Source organism: Actinomyces sp. HMSC065F12 (genome assembly GCF_001814535.1).
GTDB classification, from domain to species: domain Bacteria; phylum Actinomycetota; class Actinomycetes; order Actinomycetales; family Actinomycetaceae; genus Pauljensenia; species Pauljensenia radingae_A.
The window spans coordinates 203,861-221,468 of record NZ_KV817030.1 but is presented as its reverse complement, the minus strand read 5'-3'; the positions used below and the strand labels follow the sequence as shown (position 1 = coordinate 221,468).

The window sequence follows — 17,608 nt, the reverse complement described above, 5'->3', positions numbered from 1 at the left end:
GTAAGTGGCGCTTTGGGGCCATACTTAAAGCGTGAGTAACACATGTCACAATTAAGGGAGGTGAGCGGCGTGGCACTACCTAAACTCACTCCGGAACAGCGATCAGCTGCACTGGAGAAAGCCACGCAGGCGAGGCGCAGGCGTGCTGAAATTAAAACCGCGCTGAAGTCTCGATCCATGACATTGAGTGAAGTTTTTGACTTAGCTGAGTCTGATGAGGCAGTCGCAAAGATGAAGGTGACGTCCCTACTGGAGTCTCTTCCGCGCGTTGGAACCAATACCGCTGCAAAGTTGATGGCAGACATCGGTATTGCGCCCACTCGGCGTGTGCGAGGTCTCGGACCTGTTCAACGGGAAGAATTACTCAAGAAATTCGGATGACGTGGCAAGATGGGGCTCATGAAACTTCATGAGCCCCGTCTTACTGTTCTGGTTGGGCCGACGGCGGTCGGTAAGGGAACCGTTGTGCACTCCCTCCTGAGCCGCCATCCCGAGATCGCACTGTCCGTATCAGCCACCACCCGTGCACCGCGCCCAGGTGAAATCAATGGCACGCACTACTTCTTTGTGAGCGACGACGAATTCGATCGCCTGGTCAATGACGGACAGATGCTCGAATGGGCATTGGTACACGGCGCACATCGATATGGCACTCCTCGCAAGCCGGTTGAACAATGGCTGTCAGAAGGAAAAAGCGTTCTGCTCGAAATTGACGTGGCAGGCGCACGACAGGTTCGTGCTTCCATGCCTCAAGCGCATTTCATCTTCCTGGCGCCTCCCTCGTGGGACGAACTGAAACGACGCCTCACTGAACGCGGCACCGAAACGCTCGAGGAGCAGGAGCGGCGCCTGACCACCGCGCGAGCCGAACTTGACGCAGCTCACGAATTCGACGCAATTGTGATCAATGACGACCTTGACCAGGCCGTGACGGACCTAGCCGTCTTGATGGGGCTGGAGTAGACTGGACAAGCTAATTAGCCAGATTTACATGAGAAGAGGTCCCATGTCCGGAATTGTTGCCCAGCCTGAAGGCATCACCAACCCGCCGATCGACGACCTTCTGAACCACGTCGACTCCAAGTATGCGCTGGTGATCTTCGCGGCAAAGCGCGCCCGGCAGATCAACACCTACCAGCTCCAACTCGAGCAGAACATGGTGCAGTTCGTCGGACCCGTAGTGGAAAGTGACCCCGACGATAAACCGCTGTCAATCGCACTACGCGAAATCAACGAAGGCAAGCTGACGCTCGAGTCTGCGCCTGAGGCCTAACCGTGAAGCCACTGGTCGTCGTCGGAGTTGGCGGCGGCATTGCTGCGTACAAGGTGACCCGCGTAGTACGCGAACTCCAGCACCACGATTATGCAGTGAGAGTCATCCCCACTCAGGCTGCCACCCACTTTGTCGGTGATACCACGTGGCATGCGCTCAGTGGGCAGGCCGTCACAACCAGCGTATTTGACGGTGGAGCAACCGAGCACGTCGAGATTGCCCGCCACGCGCAGGCCATTGTGATTGCACCTGCCACGGCAGATCTCATTGCACGCCTGGCAGCGGGCATGGCAAACGATCTGCTCACCACCGTTGTGCTGGCTGCGCATCGCGATACGCCTGTCATTCTGGCACCCGCCATGCACAGTGCGATGTGGACTAACGCCGCAACTCAGGACAACATCCAGACACTGCGCACGCGTGGCATGATCATTATCGAACCGGATGACGGTCCGCTGAGCTCAGGAGACAGCGGCACAGGCCGTCTGCCTGATCCGCTCATCATCACGGAACGCGTCCTTGAAGCTCTCGAGCCGCACGAGGGGGACCTTGCCGGACGCAGCGTCCTCATTACGGCTGGCGGTACCCAGGAACCGATCGATCCCGTCCGTTTTATTGGCAATCGCTCATCCGGCCGGCAAGGATGCGCATTGGCAGCTGAAGCGCGTCGACGCGGGGCAGACGTGACCCTGGTTGCCGCCAACATCGACGATCACCTGATTCCGCACGGAATTACCGTCATCCCGGCCCCGACAGCCGCTGAGATGTGTCAGGCAGTCACTGACCGCATCGCGACAACGGACATTGCGATCATGGCAGCTGCGGTGGCAGATTTCAGACCCATCCACGTTGCCGACGACAAGATCAAGAAAGATCCGTCGACTCAGGATGCGCCTGCCATCGAGCTTGAACGCACCACCGACATTCTGGCGTCGGTTGCCCACTCGCCCCAGCGTCCACCGGTGCTTGTCGGCTTTGCCGCCGAAACCGGCTCGCCTCAGGTTGTGCTCGAGCGTGGTGCCGACAAAGCTCGGCGAAAGGCAGCCGACCTGCTGGCTATTAACGCCGTAGGGAACGGACAGGGATTCGGTGACGTGGAATCTCAGGTCGTGCTGGTTGATCGCGAGGGACAGCCCGTGAAAACAGTCAGCGGATCGAAGGTAACAATTGCGGCCGGCATCATCGATGAGGTCGCACAGAGGATAGGTAAGATAACCCGGTGACATCGCTTCGACTTTTTACTTCAGAATCAGTAACTGAAGGTCATCCAGACAAAGTCTGTGACCGCATCGCGGATTCAATCCTTGATGCATTGCTCGAACAAGACCCACATGCACGTGCCGCGATCGAGGTTTTCGCCACCACCGGCCAGGTGCATGTCATGGGTGAAGTAACCACGGACCGCGCCTACGTGGAAATTCCGCAGATCGTTCGCGAGGAAATCTGCCGCATCGGATACACCTCGTCGCGAATTGGATTCGACGGCGCCTCTTGCGGTGTCTCCGTGTCGATCGGCCAGCAGAGCCCGGACATTGCCGGGGGAGTGGAACGTTCTCTTGAAGCACGTGAAGGGGCTGATACAGCTGACCCTCGCGAACTTCAGGGCGCCGGCGACCAAGGCCTCATGTTCGGATATGCATCCGATGAGACACCGGATCTGATGCCTGCCCCGATCTGGACGGCACACAAGCTGTCTCATCGCCTCGCACAGGTTCGACACGACGGCACCATCGACGGTCTGCGCCCTGATGGCAAGACGCAGGTGACCTTCGGATACGACGAGAACCACACGCCCGTCAGTATCGAGACGATCGTTGTGTCCACCCAGCACGACGAGGCACTCACATTGGCAGACCTGACTCGGCAAGTGCGCCGCCATGTCATCGAACCAGTGCTGGACGAATCAGGTCTCAACGTGTCCTGGAAAGACGCCGAAATCCTCGTGAATCCATCGGGACGGTTCGTGTACGGCGGACCAGCTGCCGACGCAGGCCTGACTGGACGCAAGATCATCGTCGATACTTACGGCGGAATGGCGCGGCACGGAGGTGGCGCGTTCTCAGGTAAGGATCCATCGAAAGTTGACCGCTCAGCTTCCTACACGCTGCGCTGGATTGCCAAGCACATCGTTGCAACAGGCATCGCGAAACGCTGCGAAGTTCAGGTGGCTTACGCCATCGGCCGCGCACACCCGGTAGGTCTGTACGTCGACACCTTCGATACGGGGCAGGTAGACGATGCGACCATCGCGCGCGCAATCACCGACGTGTTCGACCTGCGCCCAGCAGGTATGATCGAGGACCTCGATCTCTTGCGCCCGATCTACAAGGAGACCTCAGTGTACGGCCACTTCGGGCGACCGGGATTCCCGTGGGAAGACGTGACCCGCATAGAGGATCTGCGCGCAGCACTGAAAGGCTAAGACTATGGCGGACCAGGACGATTTCGATCTCGACCATGCTCCCTCGCGTGCGTGGATGATGCGAAGCGCCGTGGTGCTGGCCATTATGTCGGCTCTAGCCCTGATCGCCTCATTCGTCCTGTCCGTGGAAGCCTGGATCCTTGCAGGTGACCAGAACAGCCGCTTCGGATGCGATGTCAGCGATGCACTGTCATGCTCGGCAGTCGCATTGACACCGCAGGCCCGCGTCCTGGGATTCCCCAACGCATTTTTCGGAATCGCCTTTGGCGCAGCTGTGTTCACTATCGCATGCGCCCTTCTCAGCGGCTCGCGCCTGTCACGTCTGTTCCTCATCGGCGCGGAAGTCCTCGCCGCCGGCGGTCTGGCCAGCGCACTATGGCTGTTCTACCAGTCCTACGTTGTCATCCAGGTATTGTGCCCGTGGTGCCTGGTGGTGTTCGTGTCATCACTGCTGATCTTCGCCACCATGACGCGTATCTGCCTGGTCCGCGAAACGCTGCCCTCAAGTGCCAGCATTCGCTCCCTCATAGCCTCGGGCACGGACTGGTGGATCACGGGCGGTATCCTTGTCATCATCGCCGCACTGATCGTCCTTAAGTACGGCCCGGAGCTCATTGCGTGAGACGCAATGGAGTCATACCTGCCGGGCTTCGAACCACCGCCACGTGAGGATTTCCGTGACCCACTGACTGTCGCGCACGTTCTGGTCGACGTCGACTTGGCGCACCTCGATCATCCGCTTGACTACGCCGTCCCACCCGAACTTGACTCTGCAGTAACTGTCGGTTGCACCGTGCGCGTTGCATTGGCCGGTACACGCCAACGAGGGTGGGTTGTGGGTCGGGAGACCGTACCGCAGCACCGCGCCCTGTCACCCATCCAGTCCGTTGTTTCACGCACTCCGGTGCTCAACGAATCCACGCTGACACTGGCGCGCTACATTGCGCATAAACATCTGGCGACCACCTCACAGGTGCTCTCACTGGCGATCCCGGCGCGGCATGCACGCAGTGAAAAAAACGTCCTCGCTGCACACCGAGACTGCGCGGCGCCCTCGCCAATCTCAATGGATACGGAATTCCTGTCGTGGTACGAGGGGGACCCGACTGCGCCAGGGCGGATCGTCTGGCAGGTCGTGCCTCATGACTGGATACGCCAGCTGGCAACCGTTGTGGCAATCCGCTCGGCGCGCGCCCCTGTCATCGTGGTGGCCGCCACGCGTGAACAGGTGGATCGAATCGCTGCGCAGATCGCCCTGATCGTCGGTACCGACTGTGTTGAGACGGTCGGGTCGGATGATTCGGCAGCTCATCGATTTGCCGTTCATCTGCGCGCACTAGCCGGAGAACTGACCATCCTGGTGGGAACACGATCAGCTGTGTGGACACCAGTGAAGGATCTGGGAGCAATCATCGTGTGGGATGACGGTGATGACCGTTTAACCGAGGAGCGGTCTCCACGCGCAAGCGCGCTCGATGTTGCGATCGCGCGCGCCCACCTGGAAGGGGTCGACCTGCTCAGCGCAAGCCTGGCACGGTCGGTGAAATCGCATATGCTGGTCAATTCCTCATGGGCAGTGCCGCTCACACCGCTGCGCCACGCGCTGCGCGAACATGCGCCGCGCGTACGTGTCCTCGATGACTTTGACGCGGCCAGGGAAGGCCCATCGGCAGGTAATATTCCGACCAGCGTACAGCGCTTTATCCGGGAAAGTGCGCAGAGCGGGCATGTCCTGATTCAGGTGCCACGACGCGGCTATGTGCCGGTTATTGCTTGCGCACAGTGTCATCGGACGGCGCGATGTCAAAGATGCCACGGCCCATTGGCGATGCGAGGCGATCGCCAGATTGTGTGCCAATGGTGTCAGTGGGATGCGTCGGCGTTCACGTGCCCGCATTGCGCAGCGCACGCGGTGCGCGCACGCCAGATCGGCTCTGAACGCACGGCAGAGGAACTGGCTCGAGCTTTACCGGGATTGCCACTAGTGGTCTCTTCTGCAGACCATCGGATCGACACACTGCGTCCGACGGATTCACGAATCGTGGTGGCAACACCCGGCGCAGAACCTACCCTCGATGGCGGTTATGAGGCAGCCGTTATCCTCGATGCCGATACAACAGCCGCACGCCCTGAACTGTGGGCATACGAGGAAGCCATGCGCCGCTGGTTCGGAGCATTGTCACGTGTAGCGCCCGCACACCCTGCCATCGTTGTCGGTCTGTCAGATCCGACACTGGGTCAGGCCCTCGTGCGGTGGGATCCGGTCAGAGTTGCTGCCGATCAGCTGGCAGAACGTCGTTCTGTAGGATTCTTCCCCTTTACGACAATCGTTGCCCTCGACGGGCCTGCACCTGACGTTCACGCGATTGTGGCAAGTCTTTCAGATGCGGAGCTGCTCGGCACAGTTCCGATCGAACAGGCGCCCACACGTCGTGCAGCTGATAGTGCCCAGCTCTCCCTCGCTATGCCGGAACATGAGCCCGACCAGCACATCCGCACTCTTGTTCGCACGCCGATTTCGCACACAAATACGCTGCTTGACCAGCTGACACAGGTGCGGCAGCACCGCTCAGCCCACAAGCTGGCACCTGTGAGAATGGAAGTCAATCCTCCCGAGTTGTTCTGACACCGCTTAGACTCGATAGGTGATTTCTGTGCAGGACTTTTCGCTTCGGATCGGTGCACGCGTACTGATCTCGAACGCCACCTTCAGGATTGACCGCGGGATGCGTATCGGTTTGGTTGGCAGAAACGGTGCCGGCAAGACCACTATGATGCGCCTCTTAGCAGGGGAGAGCGATCACGGTGCCGCTGAGTTTACTGGGCACGTGCGTCGCAGCGGCACCATCGGATACCTGGCACAGGACACCCATATTGGCGACCAGAAGATGACGGGGCGTGAGCGCATCATCTCCGTTCGAGGTATCGACACCCTCATAGAGAAGATCCGCAAAGCTGAGCATGAAATGTCCACCCTGGAAGGGGAGCGCCAACAGCGGGCGATGGAGCGTTACGTCAAGCTCGACCAGCGTTTCACGAATGCCGGAGGGTGGGCTGCCAATGCTCAGGCATCGCAGATCGCTCATTCACTGGGATTAGACGATCGCGTGTTGGAGCAAAGCCTCGACACGTTGTCCGGTGGTCAGCGACGCCGCGTCGAACTGGCTCGGGTGCTTTTCTCAGAGGCTGATATTTTGCTGCTGGATGAGCCGACCAACCACCTTGATCACGATTCAATCCTGTGGCTGCGCGATTGGCTGCGCGCATACTCCGGCGGATTCATGGTGATCAGCCACGACGTCAAATTGCTGGATGACACGGTCAACTCCGTGTTCTATCTGGACGCGAACCGCACGGCACTGGATGTCTACCACCTCGGATGGTCTGCCTACCTGCGTCAACGCGACGAGGATGAACGCCGTCACCGCCGCGAACGCGCCAACGCGCTCAAGAAAGCTGAACAGCTGCGTGCGCAGGGCGAAAAGATGCGCGCGAAGGCAACGAAGGCTGTTGCGGCACAGCAGATGCTGCGCCGCGCCGATGAACTGGTTGAGCAGGCTGGTCAGGAAATCCAGCATGAAAAGGTTGCGCGTTTGCGTTTCCCCGAACCTGCGCCATGCGGACGCGTGCCACTGTCAGGAGAGGGCCTGTCGAAATCCTACGGCTCGTTGGAAGTTTTCACTGGTGTGGATCTGGCAATTGACCGCGGCTCGCGTGTGGTGATCCTGGGTCTGAACGGTGCTGGTAAGACGACGCTGCTGCGCCTGCTGGCCGGCGTGGAAGAGCCTGATCTGGGGCAAGTCATCAGTGGGCATGGCCTCAAACTTGGCTACTACGCCCAGGAACACGACTTCCTGGACATGGACGCCACAGTGTATGACAACATGGCGCACGCAGCTCCTGACCTGGACACCACGCACGTTCGCAACGTGCTGGGGCAGTTCCTGTTTGGCGAGGACGACATCGATAAGCCGGCGCGCGTACTATCCGGCGGAGAGAAGACGCGCCTGGCCCTTGCGACGCTGGTCGTCTCTGCAGCAAATGTGCTGCTGTTGGATGAGCCGACGAACAACCTTGATCCAGCCTCTCGCGAGGAGATTCTCAACGCGCTGCGCACCTATGAGGGCGCCGTCGTCCTGGTCACGCACGATCCCGGCGCGGTCGAGGCGCTCAACCCGGACCGCGTGCTGGTGCTGCCTGACGCCGATGAGGATCTGTGGGATGAGTCGTACCTGGACCTAGTCACACTTACCTAGAAACTGCAGGTTAACGTGGTCGGACGCTAAGAGTCGACCTCGTTAATTGGGACGACACGGATGGGAAAATCGCGGTAGGCCAGGTATTGCTGGAGCGAGTCGCGATGATCACGACACGCCAGCCATGTCTTGGATCGGCCAGTGTGAATGGCCGGATTTGACCAGATGATCGCAACCTCAGCCGTACGGCTGCATCCGCGTGCTGAACACGCCAAATCCTCTGGCCCGGGTGCCAGTGCCATCCAATCCCTCCTCGATCCTCGCTATTGTAGATACTATGACGACACGAACGCTTATCCTGGTACGTCACGCTGCTGCCGGTTCGAGCAGCTCCGGTGACCGTCAAAGGCCGCTGACTCCAGAAGGTGTTGAGCAGGCTCGGCGACTGGGACGACGAGTCTCACGCCTGATTGACCACGTTGATCTGTCACTGACATCGCCCGCCGTGCGTACACAGGAAACGGCGGCGCAGCTCCACACGTCGATCGAGGTGCGCACCACCTCAGTTGATGACGAACTGTATCTGGCCGGCGCTGACAGTCTGCTCGACAAGGCGCGGAGCCTGCCCGCGTCAGTCACCTCAGTCATGATGGTCGGCCACGAGCCAGCTATTTCAGCAATGGCGGCATCGCTGGGGGCACGCCGATCCTGTAAGGAAAAAGTCCGTTGGGGTGTTCCCACGGGTACCGCCGTCGTCCTCACTTTCGAGGGCAATTGGTCGCAGCTGGCCGAGAACTCGTGCGAAATGGAAGTTTTTCGCGAACCAGCGTGACGAAAGTGTGAAAACACTTACCTCAACGGTTCTCATACTGTGCACTAGGCGCCCGTACTGGGATCAGGGCGCTACACTATACGCGTACTAGACCATACCCAAGGGGAGAATTCATGTCCGGACACTCCAAGTGGGCAACCACAAAGCATAAGAAAGCAGCCATCGACGCCAAGCGTGGAAAACTCTTCGCCAGGCTCGTCAAGAACATTGAGGTGGCAGCCCGCACAGGTGGAGGAGATCCCGCAGGTAATCCCACGCTGTATGACGCCATCCAGAAGGCGAAGAAGAACTCCGTTCCGGCCGACAACATTGATCGCGCTGTCAAGCGTGGCTCCGGTGCAGAAGCCGGTGGCGCTGAGTACGAAACCATCATGTACGAAGGCTACGGTCCCGCAGGTGTTGCGATTCTGGTCGAATGTCTGACCGATAACCGCAACCGCGCGGCATCAGATGTACGCCTGGCATTTACCCGTTACGGTGGCAACTTGGCTGACCCCGGCTCGGTGTCCTACCTCTTCTCCCGTCGCGGAATCGTCGAGGTGCCGGAGGCCGACGGTGTGGATGAGGATTCCATCATGGAAGCCGTACTCGATGCAGGTGCCGAAGATGTCGCCCAGCAAGGAGACGTCTTCGTCATTTCCTGTGAGCCGACCGAGGTGGTCGCGGTGCGCACCGCGCTGCAGGATGCAGGAATTGACTACAACTCTGCTGAGGCGCAGTTCGTTGCCTCGACACAGGTGGAACTCGACGTTGAAGGTGCCACCAAGGTTATGCGTGTCGTGGACGCCCTCGAAGATTCTGATGACGTGCAGAACGTCTACCACAACATGTCACTGAGCGATGAAGTTCGCGCTCAACTCGAACAGGAGGAGGAATGAGCGAAAATCCCTCTGCTGCCACACCCACCGACGAAGGACGCCAGGTCGGAACTGACCGCGTCAAGCGTGGAATGGCGCAAATGCTCAAAGGCGGCGTCATTATGGACGTCGTCACCCCTGAGCAGGCGAAGGTTGCTGAAGACGCCGGTGCCGTGGCCGTCATGGCACTCGAACGCGTCCCCGCGGATATCCGCGCCCAGGGCGGCGTGGCCCGCATGTCAGACCCGGATCTGATCGACGGCATCATTGACGCCGTCTCCATCCCCGTCATGGCCAAAGCCCGCATCGGACACTTCGTGGAAGCGCAGGTGCTCCAGTCCCTCGGCGTCGATTACATTGACGAATCCGAGGTGCTGACCCCGGCTGACTACTCGCACCACATTGACAAGTGGAAGTTCACCGTGCCGTTCGTGTGCGGTGCGACCAACCTGGGTGAGGCTCTGCGCCGCATCAGTGAAGGCGCGGCCATGATCCGCTCCAAAGGCGAGGCCGGCACCGGTGACGTGTCGAACGCGACGACGCATATGCGCAAGATCCGTGACCAGATTCAGCACCTGACGTCGCTGCCAGAAGACGAGCTGTATGTGGCAGCGAAAGAACTGCAGGCACCGTATGAACTGGTCGCAGAGGTGGCACGAGAAGGCCGCCTGCCTGTCGTCCTGTTCACCGCCGGCGGCATCGCCACTCCTGCGGATGCCGCGATGATGATGCAGCTGGGTGCCGAGGGTGTCTTCGTTGGATCCGGTATCTTCAAGTCCGGTGATCCGGCTAAGCGCGCGAGCGCGATTGTGCGCGCAACAGCGGCTTACAACGATCCTGACACCATTGCGGAAGTCTCACGCGGACTGGGGGAAGCGATGGTCGGCATCAACGTCGACGATTTGCCGGTTGATCACCGCCTGGCTGAGCGCGGATGGTGACACCAGCGTGAGAACCATAGGCGTACTCGCGCTTCAAGGTGATATCTCAGAACATGTGCGGGCGCTGGAAGAATCCGGCGCCCGCGCTGTGTATGTGCGCCACCCTGACCAGTTGACACAGATCGACGGCCTGGTTATTCCCGGTGGGGAGTCAACCGCCATGTCTATCCTCATGCATGCCACAGGTATGGACGAAGGGCTGCATGGGGCTGTGGATCAGAAAATGCCGATGTGGGGGACTTGTGCCGGCATGATTATGCTGGCCAGCACTATTCTTGACGGGCGCAGCGACCAGATCGCATTGGGCGCAATGGACATGACTGTCAGACGTAACGCATTTGGCCGGCAGGTCGACTCCCATGAAGAAGACCTGGAGGTGGATGGATTTGACACGCCATTTCGGGCATTGTTCATTCGCGCTCCATGGGTCGATACGGTCGGAGAATCTGTTCGCGTCATGGCGCGTGCCGACAACAAAGCTGACGGGCCGATTGTCGCACTGCGTAACGAGCACTGCCTTGCGACATCATTCCACCCTGAAATTGGGGGAGACAACCGGATCCATTCTCTCTTCGTGCAGATGGTTGACCAATGCGCGTAATGGGGATTGACCCGGGCATCACCCGATGCGGAATCGGAGTGGTGGATGTTGATGCGTCACGCGCAGCGGCGCTGGTTCACGTCGGCGTGGCCAGAACCAAAACCAGTCTGGCCACCCATTTTCGCCTCGCATCCATTGCCCAGGAGATCCGGCACACCATTGAGACCTTTCAGCCTGAAGTGGTGGCCATTGAACGGGTTTTCGCACAGGACAACCTTCAGTCAGTAACCACCACAATGCAGGTGATGGGCGTGGCCATGTCATGTGTCGGGCAGGCACGTCTGCCAATGGCAGTCCATACACCGTCAGAAGTCAAAGCAGCGATCACCGGTTCTGGCACCGCCGGGAAAGCGCAGGTGCAGCACATGGTGGCTCGCATCCTCCGCCTCGATACTCCGCCGAAGCCAGCAGACGCGGCTGACGCCCTTGCAATTGCAATCTGTCACGCCTGGCGAGGCTCAGGCTTGCTCGGCGCGGGGGATGATTCTCAGATTACCGTGTCCCTGTCAGGCAAAGTCTCCTCCAAGGGCACCATGACACGGGCTCAGCAGATCTGGGCAGAAGCTCAGGCGACGCAACACCGCACGGGTGCGGTCGATCCGCGCTGGCATCGCCGCTAAGATGGAACAGATGTTCGTAGCGAGGGGGAATAACGGTGATCGCACTGCTGACTGGAACGGTTGAGCACATCGGCCTGGATGAAGTCACTGTGGTCAACGGTGGAATTGGATGGGCCGTCAAGGTCACTCCACCAACGGCGCACAGCCTGATCCGTGGCAATGAGGTCACGCTCCACATCGTCATGGATGTCAAGGAAGATGCGATCGCTTTGTTCGGCTTCCCGACGCGTGACGAGAAAGACGTGTTCACCGTGATCCGCACCGTCTCCGGAGTGGGACCGCGCATCGCCCTGGCGGCGTTGGCAGTTCTCACACCCGACCAGCTGCGCGACGCCCTCGCCCAAAAAGACAGCGCACAAATCAGGAAGATCCCCGGAGTGGGGCCAAAACTTGCTGATCGGATCGTCCTTGAAATTGGAAACAAGCTGGGGCCCGCTGCACACGCTGAAGATGTACCCAGCGAACCCGACAGTGATGAAGTGACCGAGGAAGTCACCGCTGCACTGGTACAGCTCGGCTGGACACAGGCGATTGCCCGAAAAGCAGTCAACTCACTTGCCGGGCAGGGGATGGGGGCATCCGACCTTCTGCGCGCATCACTGATCAAGCTGGGAGGCACCCGTGGATGAGATGGACGACGACCTGTCTCCGCGCATTGTCGCGCCAGATGCGACGGAACTGGAGCGCGCAGCTGAAGCTGCTCTCCGTCCGAAACACCTCAGCGAATTCGTGGGTCAGCCGCGCGTGCGCACACAGCTCGAACTGGTGTTGAAAGCAGCGATCGGTCGCTCTGTCACACCCGACCACGTGCTCCTGGCCGGACCGCCTGGACTGGGAAAGACAACCCTGGCGATGATCATTGCGCAGGAGATGGGATCCTCACTGCGCCTGACCTCCGGACCTGCGATCCAGCACGCTGGCGACCTCGCCGCGATCCTGTCTGGCCTGCAGGAAGGTGACATCCTCTTTATCGACGAGATTCACCGCCTGGCACGCACCGCTGAAGAAATGCTCTACCTGGCGATGGAAGACTTCCGTGTCGACGTGGTCGTTGGCAAAGGTCCGGGCGCCACGTCGATTCCGCTGACGCTGCCACCGTTTACAGTGGTGGGCGCGACCACGCGTGCCGGGCTGCTGCCTGCACCGCTGCGCGACCGCTTCGGCTTCACTGGGCACCTGGAGTTCTACGAGACAGAGGACCTGGTTCAGGTCATCAACCGGTCGGCAGGGCTACTGGGAGTGTCGGTCAGCGATGAGGCAGCCCATGAAATCGCCTCCCGTTCACGCGGCACGCCACGTATCGCAAACCGTCTGTTGCGCCGCGTACTTGACTACGCGCAGGTGCATGGGGACGGAACACCCACACTGGAATCGGCGCGTGAAGCACTGGCATTGTTTGAAGTGGACCAGTCGGGACTGGACCGACTGGATCGCGCCGTCCTCGAAGCACTGTGCGTGCGCTTTGGCGGAGGGCCGGTGGGGCTGTCCACGTTGGCTATCACCGTGGGCGAAGAAGCTGAAACCGTTGAAACTGTCACTGAACCGTACCTGATGAGGCAGGGGTTCATTGTTCGCACCCCACGCGGCCGTGCAGCTACACCGAAAGCGTGGTCACACCTGAATCTGACCCCTCCGAGCGATCAGGACACGCTGATTTAAACGTGAGGTAGCACGCACAGTGACGCCGTTCGTCGCGATCGAGAAGACGAACAGGTAGACTGCAACGGGCGCCGTGTACTGTCACGGTGCTGTCATATACGTAGATTTGTCGAGGATGAAGAGGTTTCCCCGTGCAAGGTACCGGCTCGTTAATGCTTTGGCTGCCGCTGTTGTTGATGCTGATTGTGATGTTTTGGTTCTCATCACGCGCTCGCAAGAAAATGGCGAAACAGCAGGAAGAACAGCAACGGATCATCAGCGAACAGATGGTGCCCGGTGCATGGGTGAAGACCGCCGTAGGGTTCTGGGGACGCTACGTGGATCAGGATGGCGACATCGTCATCCTGGAAACGTCGGACGGCACCGAAACTTACTGGGAACGTTCCGTCATCCGCGAAGTCGGCGAGCCACCTTTCGCCACGGAATCAGCTGATCACATCGAAGAAGCCATTTCCGAGGAAGAAGATGAGCCTGCTGTACTTGGGTATGATCCCATCGAACCTGAGACACCCTCGTCAGTGAACGAGGGCGACACGCTCGCAGCGGATCTTGAGGACGAGGATAAGCGGGACAAGAACCGCAACAAGGACGATATTCCGCCCGTCATCTAATTCATTCATCCATTCATCGACTTCATTGACCAAGGACTCCATCACTGTGGCTAATAAGAAACGTCGCCCGGTGCGCACACTTGTCGCGCTCTTTGTTGTGGTCGCTATCGGCATCGCAGCACTGCTGATCGGACGCGCAACTCAAGGTGCAACACTCCATCCGAAGCTGGCTCTGGACCTCGAAGGTGGAACCCAGCTGATTCTGACGCCGAATACGACAGGCGAAGACGACCGCAATATTACTGATGAGGACATCACTGAGGCGATCAACATTATCCGTAACCGCGTGGACGCCTCGGGTGTCTCCGAATCGGAAATCACCTCAATGGGTTCGAACAACATTGTGGTCTCGCTGCCTGGCCGTCCCTCAGAGGAGACGCTGAATCTGATCCGCTCATCTTCTCAGATGGACTTCCGTCCAGTGCTGCAGGTCGGTGCCGCAGTTGCACCCAGGCAACAACTGGAAGCGGCTCAAAGCGGCGATTCCGGCCAGTCGGGAGCCGGCAGCGCGCAGTCTGGAGATGCAGCCGACCAGCCGCAGTCGCAAACCCTTGTCTCCACGGCCATGTCCGAGGATGAGGCCCGCCAGGCTGCCGACCAGGATAAGGATGGGAAACTGAGCACCGAGCCGGCGACCACACCGGAGAACAACTCGGACTCGGCATGGATGACCGAGCAGGTCGTGTTCGACTTCCTGACCCTGGACTGCATGTCGACTGAGGCACGCACCCAGACCACTCCCGGTGATCCCGACAAGCCTTATGCCACGTGCTCGGATGACGGAACCCAAAAATTCCTGCTTGGCCCGATCGATGTCAAAGGTGAGAACCTGAATTCAGCCCAGGCCGCAATGGACTACAACCAGACGGGGCAGGCAACAGGCGAGTGGGTTGTGAGCCTCGAATTCGACTCAGTCGGTACCGAAGCATTCAAGGAAGCGTCAACTCGTCTGGTCGGCTTCCAGAATTCTGATCCCACGCGTAACCGCTTCGCAGTCGTCCTTGACAATAGGGTGATTACCTCACCGTCGATGAATGCAGCAATCACTGACGGTCATGCCAAGATCAGCGGTAATTTCACGCCAACCAGTGCCAAGGCACTGGCCAATCAGCTGAACTTCGGTTCACTGCCATTGGACTTCACCGTCCAGTCCGAGCAGCAGATCTCTGCAACGCTCGGATCCGATCACCTGGCCAAGGGTCTGTGGGCCGGTCTGATCGGTCTGATCCTGGTTGTCCTGTTCATGATCTGGCAGTACCGAGGCCTGTCGATCATCTCGATCGGTTCACTCCTGATGGCGGGCGTGATCACCTACCTGGTCATCACGTTGCTGTCATGGCTGATGGAATATCGCCTCTCACTGCCTGGCGTAGTTGGCCTGATCGTTGCAGTTGGCGTCACCGCTGACTCGTTCATCGTCTACTTCGAACGCATCCGCGACGAGGTGCGTGACGGTCGCCCGCTCGTGGCAGCCGTCGACGAAGGATGGGAGCGGGCCAAACGCACCATCATGATTTCGGACGCGGTGAACCTCGTGGCCGCCGTGGTGCTGTACATGCTCGCGGTGGGTGGCCTGCAGGGATTCGCCTTCACATTGGGCGTGACGACGGTGGTTGACCTTGCGGTGATCTTCTTCTTCACGCACCCGATGATGGAGCTGCTCATCCGCATCCCATTTTTCGGTGAAGGCCACAAGCTGTCCGGTTTGGATCCCGAACACCTCGGTGCAAAGTCCAGTGCCATCTACGCGGCGCGTGCACGCACTGATGTGCGCAAGACGAAGTCAGTATCAACGCCATCGGGGAGCACAGCGGTCGGCACCCGTAAATCGCTTGCTGAGCAGCGCCGAGAACAAGCCGCTGCGGCTAAGCAGGAGGAAGCACGATGAGAAGTTACGCCCAGTGGGGAAACGCCCTGTATGCGGGCGAGAAATCCTATCGGATCGTCCCGAACCGCAAGATTTTCGTGTACGCGGCCGGCATCACGCTGGTTGTCTGTGCGCTCCTCGTGTCAGTGCTGGGACTGCGTCAATCCATCGAATTCACCGGTGGTTCGCAATTCTCCATGATCGGCATTAGCCAAAGTGAACAGCAGCTTGCATATGATGCAGCCAAATCCGCGGGCGTGACCGACGTGCGCGTGTCGAATCTGGGTCAGAACGGTATCCGCGTCCAGACACCGTCACTGGACCCCAACCAGACAGCGCAAGTTCGCGACGCGCTGGCAGAGGCATACGATATATCCGCAGATGATGTCCAGTCCTCGTCGATCGGCCCGTCATGGGGTAAAGACGTTACCGGGAAGGCACTGCAGTCTCTGGTCATCTTCCTGGCGGTCATCACCGCCTTGATGACGGTGTACTTCCGCTCGTGGACCATGTCAATCTCTGCTATGACGGCTCTGCTGCACGACGTGGCCCTGACCGTCGCGTTCTTCGCGATCACTCGAGTCGAAGTCTCGCCTGCAACCGTCATTGGCTTCCTGACCATTTTGGGATACTCCCTGTATGACACGGTGGTCGTTTTCGACAACGTGCGCGGCCTGACGAAGAACGTGTGGGAGCAGAAGCGCTACACATATGGCGAACTGGTCAATCTCGCCGTCAACCAGACGATGGTGCGTTCCATTAACACTTCCGTTGTTGCACTTCTGCCGGTGGGAGCGATCCTCGTGATCGGTACTGTTCTTCTGGGGGCGGGCACGCTGACGGATATTGCTCTGGCACTGTTCGTCGGAATGATTGTGGGTACCTACTCGTCGATATTTATCGCCTCGCCGCTGTTGGTCATGCTGGAGGAGCGTCGGTCACGCGCCCGTGAACACAACACCATCGTCGCCAGGCAACGCTCAATCGATTCGACTGACGAGGGTGACCACGCCCCAACATCTGACAGTGTTCAGGTACAAGCTGTGGCGGCGCGACCGGTCATCCCGGGGCACCGTCTTGGCAATGATGCTCAACCTCAACGAAAGAAGCGTAAGCGCAAATGACAGAAGAACTCGGAAGGCGCATCAAGAAACTGGTCGTCGACAATATGCGTGACGTCCCCGGTTTCCCGCAGGAAGGCGTCCTCTTCCACGACATCACACCGCTGCTGGCCAACGGCCCGGCGTTCCAGGAAACTATCAATTTGCTCTGCGAGCACTACGAGGGACGCATTGACGCTATCGCAGGCCTGGAGTCACGAGGCTTCGTCCTGGCTGCACCGATGGCGACACGTATGGGCATCGGTATGATCACGATTCGTAAGGCCGGCAAACTGCCCGGACCGGTGATCGGTGAGGATTACTCCATCGAATACGGCATCGCTCGCATGGAGCTTCGCCCGGACTCTGTCGTAGAGGGACAACGCGTCCTGATCATTGACGACGTGCTGGCCACCGGCGGCACGGCACGTGCCTCGGTGAATCTGCTTGAGCAGTGCAAGGCCGAGGTTGCAGGTGTGGCGGTCCTCCTCGAGTTGACTGAATTGAAGGGCCGAGACAAGCTTGAGGGCCTGGATGTGCAGTCTGCAGTGGCACTGTCTGTCTGACATCACCCGGTAACTTTCCAGCTCAGGCGCGCTTCCTCACACGTGGGGGCGCGCCTGAGCCTA

Annotated in this window: 20 protein-coding genes; 19 read left to right on the top strand and 1 reads right to left on the bottom strand. The window is 59.4% G+C overall.

All coding sequences use genetic code 11. The annotated features are described in order from the left end of the window. Positions 1 to 69 precede the first annotated feature (69 nt). Genes mihF through HMPREF2975_RS09510 form a run of 8 tightly spaced genes read left to right on the top strand, consistent with a single transcriptional unit; the run spans position 70 to position 7,951 of the window. Positions 70 to 381 carry an integration host factor, actinobacterial type gene (mihF, locus tag HMPREF2975_RS09545; RefSeq protein ID WP_058236788.1) on the top strand — a complete coding sequence of 104 codons (312 nt, stop codon included), beginning with the start codon at positions 70 to 72 and terminating at the stop codon, positions 379 to 381. Between the two features lie 9 nt (positions 382 to 390). Beyond that, complete coding sequence (gmk, locus tag HMPREF2975_RS09540) at positions 391 to 963, top strand: guanylate kinase (protein WP_082628524.1); 573 nt, start codon at positions 391 to 393, stop codon at positions 961 to 963. A gap of 43 nt (positions 964 to 1,006) precedes the next feature. Continuing rightward, positions 1,007 to 1,273, top strand: a complete 267-nt coding sequence (rpoZ, locus tag HMPREF2975_RS09535) for a DNA-directed RNA polymerase subunit omega (protein ID WP_058236787.1) — start codon at positions 1,007 to 1,009, stop codon at positions 1,271 to 1,273. A gap of 2 nt (positions 1,274 to 1,275) precedes the next feature. Further along, entirely contained in the window at positions 1,276 to 2,496 is a 1,221-nt protein-coding gene (gene coaBC / locus HMPREF2975_RS09530) for a bifunctional phosphopantothenoylcysteine decarboxylase/phosphopantothenate--cysteine ligase CoaBC (protein ID WP_070727307.1), read from the top strand. Beyond that, positions 2,493 to 3,695 carry a methionine adenosyltransferase gene (gene metK / locus HMPREF2975_RS09525; protein WP_058236785.1) on the top strand — a complete coding sequence of 401 codons (1,203 nt, stop codon included), beginning with the start codon at positions 2,493 to 2,495 and terminating at the stop codon, positions 3,693 to 3,695. Before coaBC ends, metK begins: the two co-directional genes overlap by 4 nt. 4 nt (positions 3,696 to 3,699) lie before the next feature. Next, on the top strand, positions 3,700 to 4,317 hold the full coding sequence (locus HMPREF2975_RS09520; RefSeq protein WP_058236784.1) for a vitamin K epoxide reductase family protein: 618 nt from the start codon (positions 3,700 to 3,702) through the stop codon (positions 4,315 to 4,317). A gap of 6 nt (positions 4,318 to 4,323) precedes the next feature. Next, complete coding sequence (locus HMPREF2975_RS09515; RefSeq protein WP_058236783.1) at positions 4,324 to 6,321, top strand: primosomal protein N' family DNA-binding protein; 1,998 nt, start codon at positions 4,324 to 4,326, stop codon at positions 6,319 to 6,321. A 19-nt stretch (positions 6,322 to 6,340) separates the two neighbouring features. Then, positions 6,341 to 7,951 (top strand): ABC-F family ATP-binding cassette domain-containing protein, encoded by a 1,611-nt coding sequence (locus HMPREF2975_RS09510; RefSeq protein ID WP_058236782.1) that lies wholly within the window; start codon positions 6,341 to 6,343, stop codon positions 7,949 to 7,951. Between the two features lie 26 nt (positions 7,952 to 7,977). Here HMPREF2975_RS09510 and HMPREF2975_RS09505 read toward each other — a convergent pair whose 3' ends face one another. Continuing rightward, positions 7,978 to 8,193: a hypothetical protein gene (locus HMPREF2975_RS09505; RefSeq protein ID WP_070727304.1), complete on the bottom strand. Its 216-nt coding sequence runs from the start codon at positions 8,191 to 8,193 to the stop codon at positions 7,978 to 7,980. Between the two features lie 35 nt (positions 8,194 to 8,228). Between HMPREF2975_RS09505 and HMPREF2975_RS09500 the strand changes: the two genes are divergently transcribed. The 11 genes from HMPREF2975_RS09500 to HMPREF2975_RS09450 all read left to right on the top strand — a co-directional run bounded on the left by HMPREF2975_RS09500 (position 8,229) and on the right by HMPREF2975_RS09450 (position 17,545). Further along, complete coding sequence (locus HMPREF2975_RS09500) at positions 8,229 to 8,723, top strand: SixA phosphatase family protein (protein ID WP_070727411.1); 495 nt, start codon at positions 8,229 to 8,231, stop codon at positions 8,721 to 8,723. Positions 8,724 to 8,836: 113 nt separating this feature from the next. Then, on the top strand, positions 8,837 to 9,601 hold the full coding sequence (locus HMPREF2975_RS09495; protein ID WP_070727302.1) for a YebC/PmpR family DNA-binding transcriptional regulator: 765 nt from the start codon (positions 8,837 to 8,839) through the stop codon (positions 9,599 to 9,601). Continuing rightward, the gene (gene pdxS / locus HMPREF2975_RS09490) at positions 9,598 to 10,521 is read left to right on the top strand and encodes a pyridoxal 5'-phosphate synthase lyase subunit PdxS (protein ID WP_058236778.1); all 924 of its coding nucleotides are present in this window, start codon (positions 9,598 to 9,600) and stop codon (positions 10,519 to 10,521) included. The genes HMPREF2975_RS09495 and pdxS overlap by 4 nt, the downstream gene beginning before the upstream one ends. 7 nt (positions 10,522 to 10,528) lie before the next feature. Beyond that, positions 10,529 to 11,122: a pyridoxal 5'-phosphate synthase glutaminase subunit PdxT gene (pdxT, locus tag HMPREF2975_RS09485; RefSeq protein ID WP_058236913.1), complete on the top strand. Its 594-nt coding sequence runs from the start codon at positions 10,529 to 10,531 to the stop codon at positions 11,120 to 11,122. Then, complete coding sequence (gene ruvC, locus HMPREF2975_RS09480; protein ID WP_058236777.1) at positions 11,113 to 11,742, top strand: crossover junction endodeoxyribonuclease RuvC; 630 nt, start codon at positions 11,113 to 11,115, stop codon at positions 11,740 to 11,742. Before pdxT ends, ruvC begins: the two co-directional genes overlap by 10 nt. A gap of 35 nt (positions 11,743 to 11,777) precedes the next feature. Further along, positions 11,778 to 12,371 (top strand): Holliday junction branch migration protein RuvA, encoded by a 594-nt coding sequence (gene ruvA, locus HMPREF2975_RS09475; RefSeq protein WP_058236776.1) that lies wholly within the window; start codon positions 11,778 to 11,780, stop codon positions 12,369 to 12,371. 1 nt (position 12,372) lies between these two features. Then, entirely contained in the window at positions 12,373 to 13,401 is a 1,029-nt protein-coding gene (gene ruvB / locus HMPREF2975_RS09470) for a Holliday junction branch migration DNA helicase RuvB (protein ID WP_058236775.1), read from the top strand. A 152-nt stretch (positions 13,402 to 13,553) separates the two neighbouring features. Further along, positions 13,554 to 14,012 (top strand): preprotein translocase subunit YajC, encoded by a 459-nt coding sequence (locus HMPREF2975_RS09465; protein WP_070727300.1) that lies wholly within the window; start codon positions 13,554 to 13,556, stop codon positions 14,010 to 14,012. Positions 14,013 to 14,058: 46 nt separating this feature from the next. Further along, positions 14,059 to 15,900: a protein translocase subunit SecD gene (gene secD / locus HMPREF2975_RS09460; RefSeq protein WP_070727299.1), complete on the top strand. Its 1,842-nt coding sequence runs from the start codon at positions 14,059 to 14,061 to the stop codon at positions 15,898 to 15,900. After that, positions 15,897 to 17,003 carry a protein translocase subunit SecF gene (gene secF, locus HMPREF2975_RS09455; RefSeq protein WP_070727297.1) on the top strand — a complete coding sequence of 369 codons (1,107 nt, stop codon included), beginning with the start codon at positions 15,897 to 15,899 and terminating at the stop codon, positions 17,001 to 17,003. Before secD ends, secF begins: the two co-directional genes overlap by 4 nt. After that, positions 17,000 to 17,545 carry an adenine phosphoribosyltransferase gene (locus HMPREF2975_RS09450; protein ID WP_070727295.1) on the top strand — a complete coding sequence of 182 codons (546 nt, stop codon included), beginning with the start codon at positions 17,000 to 17,002 and terminating at the stop codon, positions 17,543 to 17,545. Before secF ends, HMPREF2975_RS09450 begins: the two co-directional genes overlap by 4 nt. The last annotated feature ends 63 nt before the right edge of the window (positions 17,546 to 17,608 follow it).

Bases quoted from the DNA above. Each gene is read 5' to 3' on its own strand.
- gmk (WP_082628524.1), top strand. From the start codon at position 391: ATGGGGCTCATGAAACTTCATGAGCCCCGTCTTACTGTTCTGGTTGGG.
- rpoZ (WP_058236787.1), top strand. From the start codon at position 1,007: ATGTCCGGAATTGTTGCCCAGCCTGAAGGCATCACCAACCCGCCGATC.
- HMPREF2975_RS09520 (WP_058236784.1), top strand. From the start codon at position 3,700: ATGGCGGACCAGGACGATTTCGATCTCGACCATGCTCCCTCGCGTGCG.
- HMPREF2975_RS09515 (WP_058236783.1), top strand. From the start codon at position 4,324: ATGGAGTCATACCTGCCGGGCTTCGAACCACCGCCACGTGAGGATTTC.
- HMPREF2975_RS09505 (WP_070727304.1), bottom strand. From the start codon at position 8,193: ATGGCACTGGCACCCGGGCCAGAGGATTTGGCGTGTTCAGCACGCGGA.
- HMPREF2975_RS09500 (WP_070727411.1), top strand. From the start codon at position 8,229: ATGACGACACGAACGCTTATCCTGGTACGTCACGCTGCTGCCGGTTCG.
- HMPREF2975_RS09495 (WP_070727302.1), top strand. From the start codon at position 8,837: ATGTCCGGACACTCCAAGTGGGCAACCACAAAGCATAAGAAAGCAGCC.
- pdxS (WP_058236778.1), top strand. From the start codon at position 9,598: ATGAGCGAAAATCCCTCTGCTGCCACACCCACCGACGAAGGACGCCAG.
- ruvC (WP_058236777.1), top strand. From the start codon at position 11,113: ATGCGCGTAATGGGGATTGACCCGGGCATCACCCGATGCGGAATCGGA.
- ruvB (WP_058236775.1), top strand. From the start codon at position 12,373: ATGGACGACGACCTGTCTCCGCGCATTGTCGCGCCAGATGCGACGGAA.
- HMPREF2975_RS09465 (WP_070727300.1), top strand. From the start codon at position 13,554: ATGCTTTGGCTGCCGCTGTTGTTGATGCTGATTGTGATGTTTTGGTTC.
- secF (WP_070727297.1), top strand. From the start codon at position 15,897: ATGAGAAGTTACGCCCAGTGGGGAAACGCCCTGTATGCGGGCGAGAAA.
- HMPREF2975_RS09450 (WP_070727295.1), top strand. From the start codon at position 17,000: ATGACAGAAGAACTCGGAAGGCGCATCAAGAAACTGGTCGTCGACAAT.